This window comes from Peribacillus alkalitolerans (assembly GCF_010882125.1).
In the GTDB taxonomy this organism is placed as follows: domain Bacteria; phylum Bacillota; class Bacilli; order Bacillales; family DSM-1321; genus Bacillus_BN; species Bacillus_BN alkalitolerans.
In genome coordinates this window covers 423,232-439,109 of sequence record NZ_JAAGVZ010000001.1, presented here as the reverse complement: position 1 = coordinate 439,109, position 15,878 = coordinate 423,232, and the positions used below count along the sequence as shown (strand labels likewise).

Sequence of the window (15,878 nt, the reverse complement as noted above, 5' to 3'; positions counted from 1 at the left end):
AGACTGGCTTCATGATAGAAAAACTTCTCTAAGGAGAAAGTCGAATATCATGAATAGGAAAGGTGACAGGTGACACGATATGGAAAGGAGGGATGAATATGCTAAAAAAGGTCTTTCTTTTCATTCTAATTTTTTTAACTAGCACAACTTCATTTACATATTCCAGAATGCTTTCTATACCTAATCTGCCTACCCAATCGGAAGAAGAAATTATTGCGATTGTTACGACCAAGGAAAGGAATAGTAAAAAGCAAATTGACCAACTTCTTTCTACTTATAACGGTCTAGAGGTACGGCAAGTCTATTCTTTTGCCCTTCAAGGCTTTTCAGTCAAAGGGAAAAGGGCACAGGTTGAGCAGTTGGCCAAGCATCGTTCGGTGGAGACAGTATCTGAAGTAGCTTCTTACTACACAGAACTAAAAGATAGTGTTCCTTTTATTGGAGGAAATGCTATTAGAGGCTATTATGATGCGCAAAATCGGAGGCTGACTGGGAAAGGAGTAAAGGTAGGCGTAATAGACACAGGGATTGATTACATGCATCCGGATCTCCAAAGGTCCTACAAAGGGGGAAGGGATCTAGTTGATGGGGATTTAGATCCGATGGAGACGAAGAACGCCGGGGATTTGTCTACCCAGCATGGGACTCATGTGGCGGGGATTATTGCCGCAAATGGCAAGTTGATGGGTGTCGCGCCTGAGGCAGAAATTTATGCTTATCGAGCTTTAGGTCCAGGCGGGTTCGGAAATACAGAACAAGTCATTGCGGCCATTGATTACGCCATTCAAGATAAAGTAGATGTGCTGAATATGTCATTAGGTAATTCGGTAAATGGACCAGATTTACCGATATCCATTGCCCTTAATAACGCAGTTGACCAAGGAATTATAGCCGTCACTTCCAACGGGAACTCGGGACCGAACGTCTGGACAGTTGGTTCACCCGGCACTGCAGATAAAGCGATATCCGTTGGTGCGTCCACTCCGCCCTTGCAGCTACCTTTCATGAAGGCAGGAATAGGTGCTTACTCGAAAAAAATAAATGTTCATCCCATTGAGGGCTCTAAATCATGGGAATTTCCATTTACAGAAGATATAGTGGACGGTGGAAACGGAGCAGAGAACGAATTAAGAAAAGCGAAGCAAAAGATTGTCCTCGTAAAACGGGGGGGATTGACTTTTTACGAGAAAATCCAGAATGCCAAGAAAGCTGGGGCTAAGGGAATTATCATTTATAACAATACAAAGGGTAATTTCTTTGGACAGACACCAAAAAAAGTGGATATTTCAGCTGTCTCTATTTCTAAGGAAGATGGAGTAGGATTACTTGCCTTGTTAAAGAGGGATGGAAAGGTCCAAGTGAAGTCATTTTTTCAGAAAACATCTGATCAAATTGCTTCATTTAGCTCTAGAGGTCCTGTTACGGTCACTTGGAATATAAAACCTGATGTTGTGGCTCCTGGAGTATCAATCGATAGTACTGTTCCAAATGGATATATATCTATGCAAGGGACAAGCATGTCAGCTCCTCACGTGGCTGGCGCGTGTGCTCTTTTGAAACAAGCACACCCTGATTGGAAACCAGAGCAATTCAAATCAGCTTTGATGACGACGGCAAAGCAACTTAAAAATGATCATGGTGACTTTTATCGAACGTTCGAACAGGGTGGGGGAAGAATCCAAATAGACAAAGCAGTTCGAGCGGATACATTTTTTTATCCTTCATCGCTATCCTTTGGAATGTACGAAAATGCAAAAGGCAATGATGAGCATAGGAGAAAGTTAGTCGTACAAAACAGTAGTCGAAAGACAAAATTTTATTCCTTCAAAATCCCTAAGAAGGAAATAGGCTTAACGTGGAACCTTCCTATCACATTTAAATTGTTGCCTGGCGAAAAAAAGGAGGTAAACGTTGGTCTTCACATTGACCAATCGGAATTAAAAAAGGGAATATATGACGGTTATTTAGAGGTGAAGGAAGGAGCTACCTCCTTACATCTTCCTTATTTATATGTAAAAGAAGAACCAGACTATCCAAGGGTTATGGGCTTTGAAATAGGGGCTGGCGACCATAAGGATTCTCTACGGTATGAAATGTATCTACCCGGCGGAGCGGATGAAATGGGAATCGCACTATACGACGCAGATACGTATAGGTTCATTGGGTTCTTGGATTCATCCAAAAAATTGCATCGAGGCATGATTTCAAAAGAAATAGAAAAGAAGCAACTTCCACCAACAGGGGTCTATCATGCAATAATCTTTGCCAAAAAAGCAGATAAGGAAGATCGCATCGAAACGCTGATAGAAATTCCATAAGAAAAACAAAATTGGGTATTTTTTACAAAAGTATGATAAAAATGTGAACAACTGTACAATTAAGACAAAGTGTGACATTTTTCACGTTTGACTCATTGACATTGCAAATGGCCTATTGTATGCTAACTAAGGGTGTGAAATGGTAGGGTTTTCATAAGTATGTGCACGCCTGATTTTCCACTAAAGTGCACATCATATCATCTTCAACCTATTTGATTTTTTGCGAGGATTCACAATGAGTCAAAAAAATCGCCATCCGTTTCAAGCAATGGCACTTATGTCTGCCATTCTCTCACAACTAGTTGGAACTCTTCTCATCGGTATCTTTTCAGGAAGATGGGTTGACCAGAGATTCGACACCGAGCCACTTTTTCTAGTGGTAGGCCTTCTTTTAGGACTTGCTGCAGGTATTTTCTTCGTACTTCGCACAATCCGACAATTTTTCTCAGGAGAATAAATCATATAATGCCGGATTTAGAATTAATGTTTGTAAGGGCCCGAAGGTACATATACTTTCTGTTGGCGTTTTATGTATTAGGTGCTGGATTTAGTCCTTATTATACTGTCTTCCTTGGTTTGATCCTTGGGACAACCATGAGCCTCTTCATCCTTTGGTCGATGGTCCAAAAGAACAGGAAATTCACCAAAATGGCTGTAGAAGGTAAAAAAATGCGTTCCCTAGGCACATTAACTAGGATGTCTGTAGCGGCTTTAGCTGCGGTAGTAGCGATGGAATATCCTGAACTGTTTCATATGATAAGTGTGGTTATAGGATTAATGACTGGTTATTTGGTCATTATGATAGATTTTTTTATTCAAAAATTACGACGGTAGTAAAGAAGAGAGGTGAATACTGTTGAATCATGAAGCTCCAATCAGGGAATTTATGGGATTGAATTTCAACATGGCAAACGTCATGATGATAACTATTGCCAGTCTTATAGTCTTCATTATTGCTGTAGCGTGTACTCGTCGTCTTGCGTTGAAGCCAAGCGGAGCCCAAAACTTTATTGAATGGGTATTGGATTTCGTAAAAGGTTTAATCAACAGCACGATGGATTGGAACACAGGTGGACGCTTCCTAATACTGGGGATGACTCTAATCATGTACATATTTGTTTCAAATATGTTAGGTCTTCCTTTCTCAGTAGTTATAGGACATGAGCTGTGGTGGAAATCACCGACAGCAGATCCGGCAATTACCTTAACATTAGCAGTAATGGTAGTCGGGTTGTCTCATTATTATGGTGTTAAAATGCTTGGTGCAAAGGGTTATGGAAAGACTTATTTTCAACCAATGGGCTTTATGTTCCCATTGAAGATTATTGAAGAATTCGCAAACACGCTGACTTTAGGTCTGCGACTTTACGGTAATATCTATGCTGGTGAGATTCTATTAGGATTACTTGCTGGTCTTGCGACAAGTGGATATGGCGATGGAATTGGCAGTGGTATATTAGGTACACTTATGGCTGCTCCACCAATGTTGGCATGGCAAGGGTTTAGTATTTTTGTAGGTACAATTCAAGCATTCATTTTCACAATGTTAACAATGGTTTTCCTATCACATAAAGTGAGCCAAGACCATTAATTATAAAATTTGTTCATTAAGAACATATCTAATTTTTTGTAACATAAAAAAAACTTACATTTTTAAGGAGGAAATTTTATCATGACAGGTTCATTAGGTCTAATAGCAGCTGCTATCGCAGTTGGTCTAGGTGCATTAGGTGCAGGTATCGGTAACGGTCTTATCGTAGGACGTACAATCGAAGGTATGGCTCGCCAACCAGAAGCAAAAGGTATGCTTCAAACTACAATGTTCATCGGGGTTGCATTAGTTGAGGCCCTTCCTATTATCGCGGTAGTAATCGCATTCATCGTAATGGGTCAATAAGATAATTAAAATGTTCAATAATGGCGAAGATCATTCCATAAGAACCTTCGCCATTCATTTATGCTTTAAATCTAATTTTTCTAAGTAATTCAACCTTAAAAATCCCTTTTCAAAGCATACAATTTTGAAAATTTAAAGCTTTTATAAGTGAATCTCTTGAAGGGAGTGAACCGAGCGTGTTAACAAGTGGTCTTGTACTTGGGTCAGCAGGTGCCCAGTTTAATAGTGGAGATGTAATTTTCCAGCTTGTCATTTTTATCATTTTGTTAGCGTTGCTTAAGAAATTTGCTTTTGGTCCGCTAATGGGAATCATGAAAGAACGTGAAACTCATATTGCGGGTGAAATCACAGCGGCTGAAACTAGCCGTGTAGAAGCAAGCAAGCTTTTAGAAGAGCAACGTGAACTTTTAAAACAGTCACGTGTTGAAGCGGGACAACTTATTGAAAACGCGAAAAAACAAGGTGACGTGCAACGCGAAGAAATCATCTCGGCAGCACGCATGGAAGCTGAGCGTATTAAAGAATCAGCTAAGCGTGAAATTGTCCAGGAGAAAGAAAAAGCAGTTGCAGCTCTACGTGAGCAAGTTGCTTCCTTATCTGTACTTATTGCATCTAAAGTGATTGAAAAAGAACTTTCAGAAGCTGATCAAGAAAAATTGATTGATGAGTACATCAAAGAGGCAGGAGAATAACTATGAGCGATACTTCAGTAGCAAAGAGATATGCCGTAGCTCTTTTTCAAATTGCTCAAGAACAAAATCTTCTCGATCAAATCGAAGAAGAAATTCGCGTAATTAAAGAAGTTTTCTCTAATAATCAAGAACTGGTAACGTTCTTAACACACCCGAAAGTTTCTTCTGAACAGAAAAAATCTTTCATTAAAGAAGTTCTTTCCAATACATCTATTCAAGTTCAAAATACGATTGCCTTGATGAATGATCGTCATAGAACGGACGCTATTGCAGCAATGGCATCGGAATTCATTGAACTTGCAAATGAGTTCAAATCAGTGGCAGAAGCGCAAGTTTATTCTGTTCGTCCACTAACTGAGGCAGAAAAAGAAGCCGTTTCTACTTCATTTGCTGCAAAAGTTGGTAAAAAGACATTAAGAATTGAAAATATAGTAGACCGTAGCATTCTTGGTGGCATTAAGCTTCGAATTGGCAACCGTATTTTTGACGGAAGCGTAAGCGGCAAGCTTGAGCGCCTTGAGCAGCAACTATTAGGATAACATTCGTAGATAGGGGTGAAATTCATGGGCATCAAAGCTGAAGAAATCAGTGCGCTGATTAAAAAGCAAATTGAAAACTATCAGTCAGAAATTAAAGTAAGCGATGTAGGTACTGTAATCGTTGTTGGTGACGGTATCGCGCGCGTTCATGGTCTTGACAATGTAATGGCTGGAGAGCTCGTAGAATTCTCAAATGGTGTCATGGGTATGGCACAAAACCTTGAAGAGAATAACGTAGGTATCGTTATTCTTGGACCTTTCAAAGAAATCCGTGAAGGTAGCGAGGTTCGTCGTACTGGACGTATCATGGAGGTTCCAGTTGGTGAAGAATTAATCGGACGTGTTGTAAATCCTCTTGGACAACCGGTTGACGGTTTAGGACCAATCAACACGACTAAAACTCGTCCAATTGAAAGCCCAGCAACTGGGGTTATGGACCGTAAATCAGTTCACGAGCCACTTCAAACTGGTATCAAGGCGATTGACGCTCTTGTACCTATCGGACGTGGACAGCGTGAGTTAATCATCGGTGACCGCCAAACAGGTAAAACATCTGTAGCGATCGATACAATCTTGAACCAAAAAGATCAAAACATGGTATGTATTTATGTTGCGATCGGTCAAAAAGAGTCTACTGTTCGTGGAGCAGTTGAAACTCTTCGTAAGCATGGTGCATTAGATTACACTATCGTAGTAACAGCTTCTGCTTCTCAACCTGCTCCGCTATTATTCTTAGCTCCTTATGCAGGTGTTACTATGGGTGAAGAATTCATGTTCAACGGTAAACATGTACTTGTTGTATATGATGATCTTTCTAAGCAAGCTGCGGCATACCGTGAGCTTTCACTATTATTACGCCGTCCTCCAGGTCGTGAGGCATTCCCAGGGGATGTATTCTACTTGCACTCCCGTTTATTAGAGCGTGCAGCTAAATTGAACGACACTCTTGGTGCTGGTTCTATCACTGCACTTCCATTCGTTGAAACACAAGCTGGAGATATCTCTGCGTATATCCCAACTAACGTAATCTCCATCACTGATGGACAAATCTTCTTGCAATCAGACCTATTCTTCTCAGGCGTACGTCCTGCGATCAACGCTGGTCTTTCCGTATCACGTGTAGGTGGATCTGCTCAAATTAAAGCAATGAAAAAGGTTGCAGGTACACTGCGTCTTGACCTTGCTTCTTTCCGTGAGCTTGAAGCATTCGCACAGTTCGGTTCTGACCTAGATAAAGCAACTCAAGCTAAGCTTGCTCGTGGTGCTCGTACTGTAGAAGTACTGAAACAAGATCTAAATAAACCATTAAAAGTGGAAAAGCAAGTTATGATTCTTTATGCATTAACTCGTGGCCACTTAGATAGCATTCCAGTTGAAGATATCCGTCGTTTCGAAAGCGAGTACTTAAACTGGTTAGATTCTAACCGTTCAGCTTTATTAGACCATATCCGTACGACTGGCGATCTTCCAAAAGACGAAGAGATCGTGTCTGCGATCAACGATTTCAAAAAGACATTTATTGTTTCTGAATAATCGTTTGAAGTCTAATGAAAATGAAAAGGATGGTGAGAATCGATGGCATCTTTACGCGATATAAAGACTCGTATTAATTCCACAAAAAAGACGAGCCAAATTACAAAAGCGATGGAAATGGTATCTGCAGCTAAATGGAACCGTGCTGAGGGGAATGCGAAAAAATTCGTACCTTACATGGACAAAATCCAAGAAGTTGTTGCCAGCATCGCGCTTGGTAGTAAAGGTGTGACTCATCCGATGCTTGTATCTCGTCCTGTTAAAAAGACGGGTTACCTTGTAATTACATCTGATCGTGGACTTGCAGGAGCTTACAACAGCAGCATCCTTCGTCACGTCTTTCAAACCATTAAAAAACGCCATAAATCTCAAGATGAGTATGCAATCATCACCATCGGTCGTGTAGGTCGTGATTTCTTCCAAAAACGTGGCATGAATGTCGTGTTGGAAAGAACCGGTGTACCTGACCAGCCTTCCTTTGCAGATATTAATGAGATTACAAAGTCAGCAGTCGGATTGTTCTCAGAGGGAACTTTCGACGAACTGTACTTATGTTATAACCATTATGTAAGTGCGATTCAACAAGACGTAACAGAGAAGAAGCTATTACCATTAACGGAAATTGCGACTTCCACAAAGCTTACATCTTATGAATTCGAACCTTCTGCAGAAGAAATTTTGGAAGCTTTGCTTCCTCAATATGCGGAAAGTCTAATTTATGGAGCGTTATTGGATGGAAAAGCGAGTGAGCATGCAGCGCGTATGACAGCAATGAAAAACGCGACTGACAATGCGAAAGAACTTATTAGCTCTCTATCCCTACAATATAACCGTGCACGTCAAGCAGCAATCACTCAGGAAATCACTGAGATTGTCGGCGGTGTAGCTGCATTAGAATAGGAAATGGATACCGGTAGCTGTTCGATGTGCTGCCGGTGTATCTTGATTGACCCGTAAATGTTACGTTAGGAGGGAAAACGATGAATAAAGGACGCATTACCCAAGTAACAGGTCCGGTTGTTGACGTAAAGTTCGATAACGGTCAACTTCCTGCGATCTATAACGCGTTAACAGTACAAAAAGCAGCGACTGGCGAAACCTTGACTCTAGAAGTAGCCCTTCATCTTGGTGATGATTCAGTTCGTACAGTAGCTATGGCTTCAACGGACGGATTAACTCGTGGTGCTGAAGCATTAGATACAGGTGCTCCTATCTCTGTACCTGTAGGTGATATTACTTTAGGTCGTGTTTTCAACGTATTAGGTGAAAATATTGACTTAGAAAGCCCAATCGAAGCAGGCGCTCGTCGTGATCCAATCCACAGACTAGCTCCTACATTCGAGCAACTTTCAACTACAGTTGAAATCCTAGAAACTGGTATCAAAGTAGTAGACCTTCTTGCACCTTACATCAAAGGTGGGAAAATCGGTCTATTCGGTGGTGCTGGTGTAGGTAAAACAGTACTTATCCAAGAATTGATCAACAACATCGCACAAGAGCACGGTGGTATCTCCGTATTCGCAGGTGTTGGTGAGCGTACTCGTGAAGGAAATGACCTTTTCCACGAGATGACTGATTCTGGAGTTATCAAGAAAACAGCGATGGTATTCGGACAAATGAACGAGCCACCTGGAGCACGTATGCGTGTTGCCCTAACTGGTTTGACAATGGCTGAATACTTCCGTGATGAGCAAGGTCAGGACGTGTTATTCTTCATCGATAACATCTTCCGCTTTACTCAAGCAGGTTCTGAGGTTTCTGCCCTACTTGGTCGTATGCCATCTGCCGTTGGTTACCAACCAACTCTTGCAACTGAGATGGGTCAGCTTCAAGAACGTATCACATCTACAAGCGTAGGTTCTGTAACATCTATCCAAGCGATTTACGTTCCAGCCGATGACTACACGGATCCGGCTCCAGCAACTACATTCGCTCACTTAGATGCAACTACAAACCTTGAGCGTAAACTATCTGAGATGGGTATCTACCCAGCGGTGGATCCTCTTGCTTCAACTTCTCGTGCATTAACACCTGAAGTTGTTGGAGAAGAGCACTACTCAGTAGCACGTCGCGTACAGCAAACACTACAACGCTACAGAGAACTTCAAGATATCATCGCTATCTTAGGTATGGATGAGCTTTCTGAAGATGACAAGCTTGTAGTAGGTCGTGCACGTCGTATCCAGTTCTTCTTATCTCAAAACTTCCACGTTGCTGAACAGTTTACTGGACAAAAAGGTTCTTATGTTCCTGTAAAAGAAACTGTTAAAGGCTTCAAGGAAATTTTAGAAGGTAAGTACGACGATCTTCCAGAAGATGCATTCCGTCTAGTTGGAAGAATCGAAGAAGTGGTTGAAAAAGCTAAACAAATGGCGTAATAAAGGGACCTAGGAGGGTATGGAATGAAGACGGTACAAGTCAGTGTTGTTACTCCCGATGGCCCAGTATATGAAGCAGACGTAAGAATGGTCAGCACAAAAGCGAAAAGCGGGGACCTAGGAATTTTGCCTGGTCATATTCCAATGGTTGCTCCACTTGAAATTGGTGCTGTTCGCCTTAAAAAGGAAGACGGAACAGATTACATCGCAGTAAACGGTGGATTCTTAGAAGTTCGTCCTGATAAGGTGACAATTCTTGCACAAACTGCTGAAAGAGCTGAAAATATCGATGTTGCTCGTGCAAAAGCTGCTAAAGCTCGTGCTGAAAAGCGCTTGCAGGACAAACAAGAACACGTTGATGCTAAACGTGCAGAGCTCGCTTTAAAACGTGCCATCAACCGTATATCAATATCAGAAAGTAAGTTTTAATATAAAAAACCCTTCCGGATGGAAGGGTTTTTGCTTGTTTTCATTTGGGCTGAAAAGTATTTGTGAGTTGTGTTTTTTAGTTATATTATGACAACTGTGGTCCCTATTTTATCAATCACTTTACACTCGATATCATTCACTTACCCTCAGATATCCTGCACTTTTGGAGGATTTACCCTTCACATTTTGAAATTTATCCTTCACTTTTTGGAAAAGTCCACATTTTATCCACTTATTTTTGTTTTTACTATTTTTTAGTTGCCGATATCCATCACTTCGTTCATTTACCGACCGCTAAAGCCCTGATATCATACACACTCCACCGGATATCCTTCACTTCTGGAGGATTTACCCTTCACTTTTCAAAATTTACCCTACACTTTTTGGAGAAATCCACATTTTATCCACTTATTTTTGCCTTTACTATTTTTTAAAAGCCGATATCCACCACTTCGTTCATTTATCCACTACTATATCCCTGATACCATTTAGAATCCACCGGATATCCTTCTCATCCGGAGGATTTACCCTTCACTTTTTAAAGAAATCCACATTTTATCCACTAATTTATGCATTCACGAATTATTAAGTGCCAATATCCATCGTTTCATCCACTTATCCACCACAATAGCCCCGATTTCAATCTACATCGTAAGGTTAACGATTCGTAACAGAGTAGGTATCCACAAAAAGCGAGCCATTACTGTTGATAACTGCGTAATAAATATCTTCTACCTTCAGGTTTCTTTTATCACATTCCTTTTGAATCCATTGCAAATTATAGTGGCTGTTTAAGTTTTTTAAAATTATCTTCCCGTCCATAATTAATTCAATTGGTAAGGGAACTTTGGACAATGGAAAATGGAAATCTTTTATTGTAGTTTCTTTAAATTCATTCCTTTTCAAGATGGACAGTTCACCACTTGCTTCTAATAATGCAAACTCTACTTCATTAATATCAAATACTCCGAGTTCTCTCATACGTTGAGTGAGATCATCCACAGTGAATTTAATTTTTTTCATGTTTTCATCAAGTATTTTCCCATGTTCAACCAGAATAGTAGGTCGACCAGAAAGCCACTTTCGAAGCTTTTGGCTTCTAGTGGATAATAGTAAAGATACATAGAACATTAGAATGACCGTAGTAAATGAAAACAGGAAGGTTAAAAAGTCAATATTGATATTAAATCCCATGTTGGCTATAAATGACCCGAGGGTTACTGAAAAAGCAAAACTATAGTAGTTTTTATGAGAATTTATATTCTTTCCAACGAAATAAGTAACTAGTATCAAAATAATATAACTGGCTATAGATCTGAAAACAGCTTCAAGTATGTTTTCCATGATTTCACCTTTGTTCCAAGAATTTTACATTGTATTAGTATTTACCAAAATAACAACCCTTACTAGCTCATTTGTGAGTATGTGGATAAGAGCCAAAACTTCAAAAGCTCAAGAGTACGTTAAGAAAGATCTGTCAAAAACAACATTCGAATAATCAAACCCAATGATTCATTAATAAATCTCCATTAAATTGGACAAATTTTTCCCAACAGTTGGACATATATTTAAATTGTGTACTATTAGCAAACATTGGCAGGTATTATCGACACGTTTTTCCATCAGTGATATAATGTATTCGGTTACATTTGAAATTTCTGAATGGTCAGTTTTTTTAAGAGTTTATTGATTCTAATGGTTTGACACTAAAAAACAAAGGGGGATGGGCATGGAGCTATTAAACCTGTATCAGAACAACTATCTGATTGTTTTTGTGTTTCTGTGTCTAGGGGTATTGCTTCCGGTTGTGGCGTTGTTTTTAGGGAAATTGTTGCGACCGTACAAGCCGATTGAGGCGAAGTATACAACGTATGAGAGTGGGATGGAACCATTCCATGATTCGAGAGTCCAATTTAATGTCCGCTATTATATTTTTGCCCTGATGTTCGTCATTTTTGACGTAGAGACAGTGTTTCTATATCCGTGGGCTGTAGCGTACGAAAAATTGGGCATTTTTGCATTGATTGAAATGATGATTTTCGTATTTATGCTTATCATTGGACTTGTTTATGCTTGGAAAAAGAAGGTGCTGAAATGGACTTAAAGTTAGAGGGAATTTCTCCAGAAGAAATGGAAGAGTTAAGGCAAAATGTTTTCATGGCAACCTTGGAACAAATCAAGGCTTGGGCTCGAAGCAATTCGTTATGGCCAATGACATTTGGTTTAGCTTGTTGCGCCATTGAGATGATGGGAGTAGGCTCGTCTCATTATGACTTAGACCGTTTCGGCTCTTTTTTCCGAACATCACCTAGACAATCTGACGTCATGATTGTTTCTGGAACTGTAACGAAAAAAATGGCACCTATCGTAAAGCGTCTATATGACCAAATGCCTGAGCCAAAATGGGTCATTGCAATGGGATCATGTGCTACAGCAGGCGGACCGTATATCAAGTCATATAGTGTCGTAAAAGGTGTAGACCAAATCGTTCCAGTTGATGTATACATACCAGGATGTCCTCCCAATCCTGCTGCACTCATGTACGGGATTAATAAATTGAGAGAAAAGATTCGCCACGAAGCAAAAACCGGAAAGAAGGTGATGTAACGTGAGTGAAGGGAAAGACCTTGATCAATTAAAAAAAGAAGCGGCTGCAAAAGCGAAGGCTGCTGCCCTGGCTAAAATGAAAGCTAAGGAACAAGGAGCTGCATTGGCTACATCCGCATCGACCGAAGAGGATGATACAGACTTAGCGAAGCAAAAAGCCGCTGCAGCCGCGAAAGCGAAAGCTGCCGCCTTAGTTAAGATGAAGGCGAAGGAGCAGGAGAGTGTAGACGCGCCATCCGTCCCAACCGAAGAGGATGATACAGACTTAGACTTAGCGAAGCAAAAAGCCGCTGCAGCCGCGAAAGCGAAAGCTGCCGCCTTAGCCAAGATGAAGGCGAAGGAGCAAGAAAGTGCAGAAGCACCATCCGCAACAACTGTAGAGGATGATACAGACTTAGCGAAGAAGAAAGCCGCTGCAGCCGCGAAAGCGAAAGCTGCTGCCCTTGCTAAGTTGAAGGCGATCGAACTAGAAAGTAATGAAGGCGGAGCAGAACCAGCAGGCGATGATGAAAAAGCGAAAGCCGTCGCAGCTGCCAAAGCTAAGGCCGCCGCGGCAGCCAAAGCGAAAGCAGCAGCACTAGCAAAACAAGGCGGAGCAGAGCCAGCAGGCGATGATGAAAAAGCGAAAGCTGTCGCAGCCGCAAAAGCCAAGGCCGCTGCAGCCGCAAAAGCGAAAGCAGCAGCACTAGCAAAACAAGGCGGAGCAGAGCCAGCAGGCGATGATGAAAAAGCGAAAGCCATCGCAGCCGCAAAGGCAAAAGCCGCCGCAGCAGCGAAAGCAAAGGCTGCTTCCACGGGTACATCCACAGATAAACAACTAGAAGAAGTGCAACCATCACCAAACCAGCCATTATTAGATAAATATATTAAAGTGATAGAAGATAATTTAGGAAAAGACATGTTGGAATCTTCCTATATTAATAGACTATCGAAAGATGTTCCTACTTTGGTAGCAAAGAAAGATAGCTATTATAAGATTGCTGAATTCCTTAAGTACAATGAGCAGTTAGGTTTCGACTATCTTTCTAGCATTCATGGGACTGATTATGTTACGCATATGGAAGTGTACGCACATCTTTACTCATATAAGAATAATCAACCCGTCGCGTTAAAAGTGAAAGTTGATCGCGAACATCCGGAGATTCCATCTCTTGCGCCATTATGGCAAGGGGCGAATTGGCCAGAAAGTGAAACCTATGATTTACTAGGAATCCAATTTACCAATCATCCAGATTTGAAGAGAATCCTTCTTGGAGAAGAATGGATTGGATATCCATTACGTAAAGATTATCAGCCGTATGATGAAGAGGTGTAGCATATGATACGCACAGAAGAAATGCTCTTGAATGTAGGACCTCAGCATCCAAGTACCCACGGTGTGTTCCGACTTGTCATAAAAATTGACGGGGAAATCATTAAAGAAGCAACCCCTGTAGTAGGCTATTTGCATCGTGGAACGGAAAAGCTGGCAGAAAACCTTCAATATACACAAATCATTCCTTACACAGACCGAATGGATTACTTGTCTGCCATGACGACCAATTATGTTCTATGCCATGCTGTAGAAACAATGATGGGATTGCAAGTTCCTGACCGAGCGGAATACTTACGTGTCATCTCGATGGAATTGGGACGCGTTGCCAGCCACCTTGTTTGGTGGGGTACTTACTTATTGGATATTGGGGCAATCAGTCCTTTCCTATATGCATTCCGTGAAAGAGAAATGATCATTAACATGTTGAATGAGCTTTCCGGCGCGCGACTTACCTTCAACTACATGCGGGTGGGGGGCGTGAAATGGGATGCTCCTGAAGGATGGATCCAGAAGGTTCGAGAATTCGTTCCTTATATGAGAGAACAGTTAGCGGGTTATCATGAACTTGTGACTGGCAATGAAATCTTCATGAAACGTTTAATTGGTGTAGGCACTTATTCGAAAGAAGATGCGTTGAACTATTCACTTAGTGGAGCGAACTTGAGAAGCACAGGCGTGAAATGGGATTTACGAAAAGATGAACCATACTCCATTTACGACCGTTTTGACTTTGATGTCCCAGTCCGTACGGAAGGGGATGCATGGGCTCGTTACCATTGCCGTCTTGGCGAAATAGAAGAGTCGTTAAAAATCCTTGAGCAGGCAGTCGAGCAATTCCCGAGTGATGGAGAAATCCTTGCGAAAGTGCCTAAAATCATTAAGGCGCCAGCCGGAGAGGCTTTTGTACGAATCGAATCACCACGTGGTGAAATCGGTTGTTACATTGCCAGTGATGGAAAAAAAGAGCCGTACCGTTTAAAATTCAGACGACCATCCTTCTACAATCTGCAAATCCTTCCAAAACTGTTGAAGGGTGAAAACATCGCTAACCTAATCACGATATTAGGTGCGATTGACATTGTACTTGGGGAGGTTGACGGCTAATGATATCAGATTTATTGCATTCCTCAGCAGGCTTGATGAATTTCGCGATTTTTTTCTTGTTAGCCGTTGTTTTACTTTTGGTCGTACTTGGTTTTGTAACCTATGCGATTTTAGCAGAGAGAAAAGTCATGGGCTTCATGCAAATTCGTCAAGGTCCAAACCAGGTTGGGGGGAAATGGGGACTTTTACAAACGGTGGCTGACGTATTAAAGCTGCTTTTAAAAGAAGATACCATTCCAAAAGCTGCAGACAAGCCACTGTTCATTTTGGCGCCAGTCATCGCTTTTGCTCCAGCATTTATGGTGTTGGCGACCATTCCATTAACGGATAAATTACAATTTGCTGATATTGGCGTTGGTTTGCTTTACTATATTGCTATATCCGGAATTACGACGGTTGGTGTTGTTGCAGGTGGATGGGCATCGAATAATAAATATGCGTTGCTTGGTGGAATGCGTGCGGCAGCACAGATGATTTCATACGAAATTCCTCTCGTCATGTCCGTAATCGGTGTTATTCTGGTAGCTGGAAGCTTGAATTTAAATACCATTGTGGCAGCACAGGAAGACTTATGGTTCATCATTATGCAGCCTATTGGATTCATAATATTTATCATTGCTTCCGTAGCGGAATTAAATCGTACACCATTTGACTTACCAGAAGCAGAATCAGAGCTAGTAGCCGGATTCCATACCGAATACTCTGGCTTCCGTTGGGCATTCTTCATGCTGGCGGAATATGTGTACCTTTTTGCAATGGCTTCTTTAACAACGGTATTATTCCTAGGTGGTTGGAACGCTCTCCCTTTCCTTGATTTCATACCAGGGGCCGTTTGGTTCGCATTGAAGTTCAGTGTTGTAGTTTTCGTCTTAATTTGGATCCGTGCGACATTCCCACGTCTACGTGCAGACCAATTAATGGAGTTTGGATGGAAGGTTCTCCTTCCAGTAGCCCTGGCGAATATATTCCTGACTGCACTTGTAAAAGAACTTTTAAAGCTATGGTAATAAAATTGACTAGCTACAGCTTTAACTTTGGTGATTGCCAAGTTAAAACTAATACTATC

The 15,878-nt window shown here is 41.3% G+C and carries 17 protein-coding genes; 16 read left to right on the top strand and 1 reads right to left on the bottom strand.

All coding sequences use genetic code 11. The features are described 5' to 3' along the window. The first annotated feature begins 98 nt into the window (after window positions 1-98). The 11 genes from G3O09_RS22685 to G3O09_RS02065 all read left to right on the top strand — a co-directional run bounded on the left by G3O09_RS22685 (window position 99) and on the right by G3O09_RS02065 (window position 9,786). Window positions 99-2,318, top strand: coding sequence for a S8 family serine peptidase (locus tag G3O09_RS22685; RefSeq protein ID WP_275898289.1), 2,220 nt, complete (start codon window positions 99-101; stop codon window positions 2,316-2,318). A 235-nt stretch (window positions 2,319-2,553) separates the two neighbouring features. Next, complete coding sequence (locus tag G3O09_RS02110) at window positions 2,554-2,775, top strand: AtpZ/AtpI family protein (RefSeq protein ID WP_163099531.1); 222 nt, start codon at window positions 2,554-2,556, stop codon at window positions 2,773-2,775. 8 nt (window positions 2,776-2,783) lie between these two features. Further along, window positions 2,784-3,152, top strand: a complete 369-nt coding sequence (locus G3O09_RS02105) for an ATP synthase subunit I (RefSeq protein WP_163099529.1) — start codon at window positions 2,784-2,786, stop codon at window positions 3,150-3,152. 22 nt (window positions 3,153-3,174) lie between these two features. Then, window positions 3,175-3,909, top strand: a complete 735-nt coding sequence (gene atpB / locus G3O09_RS02100) for a F0F1 ATP synthase subunit A (RefSeq protein ID WP_163099527.1) — start codon at window positions 3,175-3,177, stop codon at window positions 3,907-3,909. 81 nt (window positions 3,910-3,990) lie between these two features. Next, window positions 3,991-4,215 carry a F0F1 ATP synthase subunit C gene (gene atpE / locus G3O09_RS02095; RefSeq protein WP_108668857.1) on the top strand — a complete coding sequence of 75 codons (225 nt, stop codon included), beginning with the start codon at window positions 3,991-3,993 and terminating at the stop codon, window positions 4,213-4,215. A gap of 176 nt (window positions 4,216-4,391) precedes the next feature. Further along, on the top strand, window positions 4,392-4,907 hold the full coding sequence (gene atpF / locus G3O09_RS02090) for a F0F1 ATP synthase subunit B (RefSeq protein WP_163099526.1): 516 nt from the start codon (window positions 4,392-4,394) through the stop codon (window positions 4,905-4,907). A gap of 2 nt (window positions 4,908-4,909) precedes the next feature. After that, window positions 4,910-5,446, top strand: a complete 537-nt coding sequence (locus G3O09_RS02085) for a F0F1 ATP synthase subunit delta (protein WP_163099524.1) — start codon at window positions 4,910-4,912, stop codon at window positions 5,444-5,446. Between the two features lie 24 nt (window positions 5,447-5,470). Then, entirely contained in the window at window positions 5,471-6,979 is a 1,509-nt protein-coding gene (atpA, locus tag G3O09_RS02080) for a F0F1 ATP synthase subunit alpha (RefSeq protein WP_163099522.1), read from the top strand. Between the two features lie 42 nt (window positions 6,980-7,021). Next, window positions 7,022-7,879, top strand: a complete 858-nt coding sequence (locus G3O09_RS02075) for a F0F1 ATP synthase subunit gamma (RefSeq protein ID WP_163099520.1) — start codon at window positions 7,022-7,024, stop codon at window positions 7,877-7,879. Between the two features lie 80 nt (window positions 7,880-7,959). Beyond that, window positions 7,960-9,357: a F0F1 ATP synthase subunit beta gene (atpD, locus tag G3O09_RS02070; protein WP_163099518.1), complete on the top strand. Its 1,398-nt coding sequence runs from the start codon at window positions 7,960-7,962 to the stop codon at window positions 9,355-9,357. A gap of 24 nt (window positions 9,358-9,381) precedes the next feature. Then, a complete protein-coding gene (locus G3O09_RS02065) occupies window positions 9,382-9,786 on the top strand; it encodes a F0F1 ATP synthase subunit epsilon (RefSeq protein WP_163099517.1) in 405 nt (134 codons plus the stop codon). 657 nt (window positions 9,787-10,443) lie between these two features. Here G3O09_RS02065 and G3O09_RS02060 read toward each other — a convergent pair. Beyond that, the gene (locus G3O09_RS02060) at window positions 10,444-11,130 is read right to left on the bottom strand and encodes a DUF421 domain-containing protein (RefSeq protein ID WP_163099515.1); all 687 of its coding nucleotides are present in this window, start codon (window positions 11,128-11,130) and stop codon (window positions 10,444-10,446) included. Between the two features lie 385 nt (window positions 11,131-11,515). Between G3O09_RS02060 and G3O09_RS02055 the strand changes: the two genes are divergently transcribed. The 5 genes from G3O09_RS02055 to nuoH are packed head-to-tail and all read left to right on the top strand — an operon-like array spanning window position 11,516 to window position 15,819. After that, window positions 11,516-11,890, top strand: coding sequence for an NADH-quinone oxidoreductase subunit A (locus G3O09_RS02055; protein ID WP_163099513.1), 375 nt, complete (start codon window positions 11,516-11,518; stop codon window positions 11,888-11,890). Then, on the top strand, window positions 11,881-12,393 hold the full coding sequence (locus G3O09_RS02050; RefSeq protein WP_163099511.1) for a NuoB/complex I 20 kDa subunit family protein: 513 nt from the start codon (window positions 11,881-11,883) through the stop codon (window positions 12,391-12,393). The genes G3O09_RS02055 and G3O09_RS02050 overlap by 10 nt, the downstream gene beginning before the upstream one ends. Window position 12,394: 1 nt before the next feature. Then, entirely contained in the window at window positions 12,395-13,708 is a 1,314-nt protein-coding gene (locus G3O09_RS02045; RefSeq protein WP_163099509.1) for an NADH-quinone oxidoreductase subunit C, read from the top strand. A gap of 3 nt (window positions 13,709-13,711) precedes the next feature. Continuing rightward, on the top strand, window positions 13,712-14,812 hold the full coding sequence (locus tag G3O09_RS02040; RefSeq protein ID WP_163099507.1) for an NADH-quinone oxidoreductase subunit D: 1,101 nt from the start codon (window positions 13,712-13,714) through the stop codon (window positions 14,810-14,812). Then, window positions 14,812-15,819 carry an NADH-quinone oxidoreductase subunit NuoH gene (nuoH, locus tag G3O09_RS02035; protein WP_163099505.1) on the top strand — a complete coding sequence of 336 codons (1,008 nt, stop codon included), beginning with the start codon at window positions 14,812-14,814 and terminating at the stop codon, window positions 15,817-15,819. The genes G3O09_RS02040 and nuoH overlap by 1 nt, the downstream gene beginning before the upstream one ends. Window positions 15,820-15,878: the final 59 nt, after the last annotated feature.